The organism is Pontibacillus litoralis JSM 072002 (genome assembly GCF_000775615.1).
GTDB classification, from domain to species: domain Bacteria; phylum Bacillota; class Bacilli; order Bacillales; family BH030062; genus Pontibacillus; species Pontibacillus litoralis.
Map to the genome: position 1 here is coordinate 1 of NZ_AVPG01000092.1, position 285 is coordinate 285.

Below are 285 nucleotides of genomic sequence, written 5' to 3' on the forward strand. Positions count from 1 at the left end.
CGGGTTCGAATCCCGTCTTCCGCTCCATTTAGTAAGTCCTTGCCGGGGTGGCGGAATTGGCAGACGCACAGGACTTAAAATCCTGCGGTAGGTTTCTACCGTGCCGGTTCGAGTCCGGCCCTCGGTACCATTTTAATAAGCGCCCGTAGCTCAATTGGATAGAGCGTCTGACTACGGATCAGAAGGTTAGGGGTTCGACTCCTCTCGGGCGCGCCATTATACGGGAAGTAGCTCAGCTTGGTAGAGCACATGGTTTGGGACCATGGGGTCGCAGGTTCGAATCCT

Annotated in this window: 2 tRNA genes; both read left to right on the top strand. The window is 55.4% G+C overall.

Annotated elements, in window-relative coordinates:
* Nucleotides 1-41: 41 nt before the first annotated feature.
* Nucleotides 42-130: transfer RNA gene (locus N784_RS15860), tRNA-Leu, on the top strand.
* A gap of 9 nt (nucleotides 131-139) precedes the next feature.
* A tRNA-Arg gene (locus N784_RS15865) sits at nucleotides 140-216 on the top strand.
* Nucleotides 217-285: the final 69 nt, after the last annotated feature.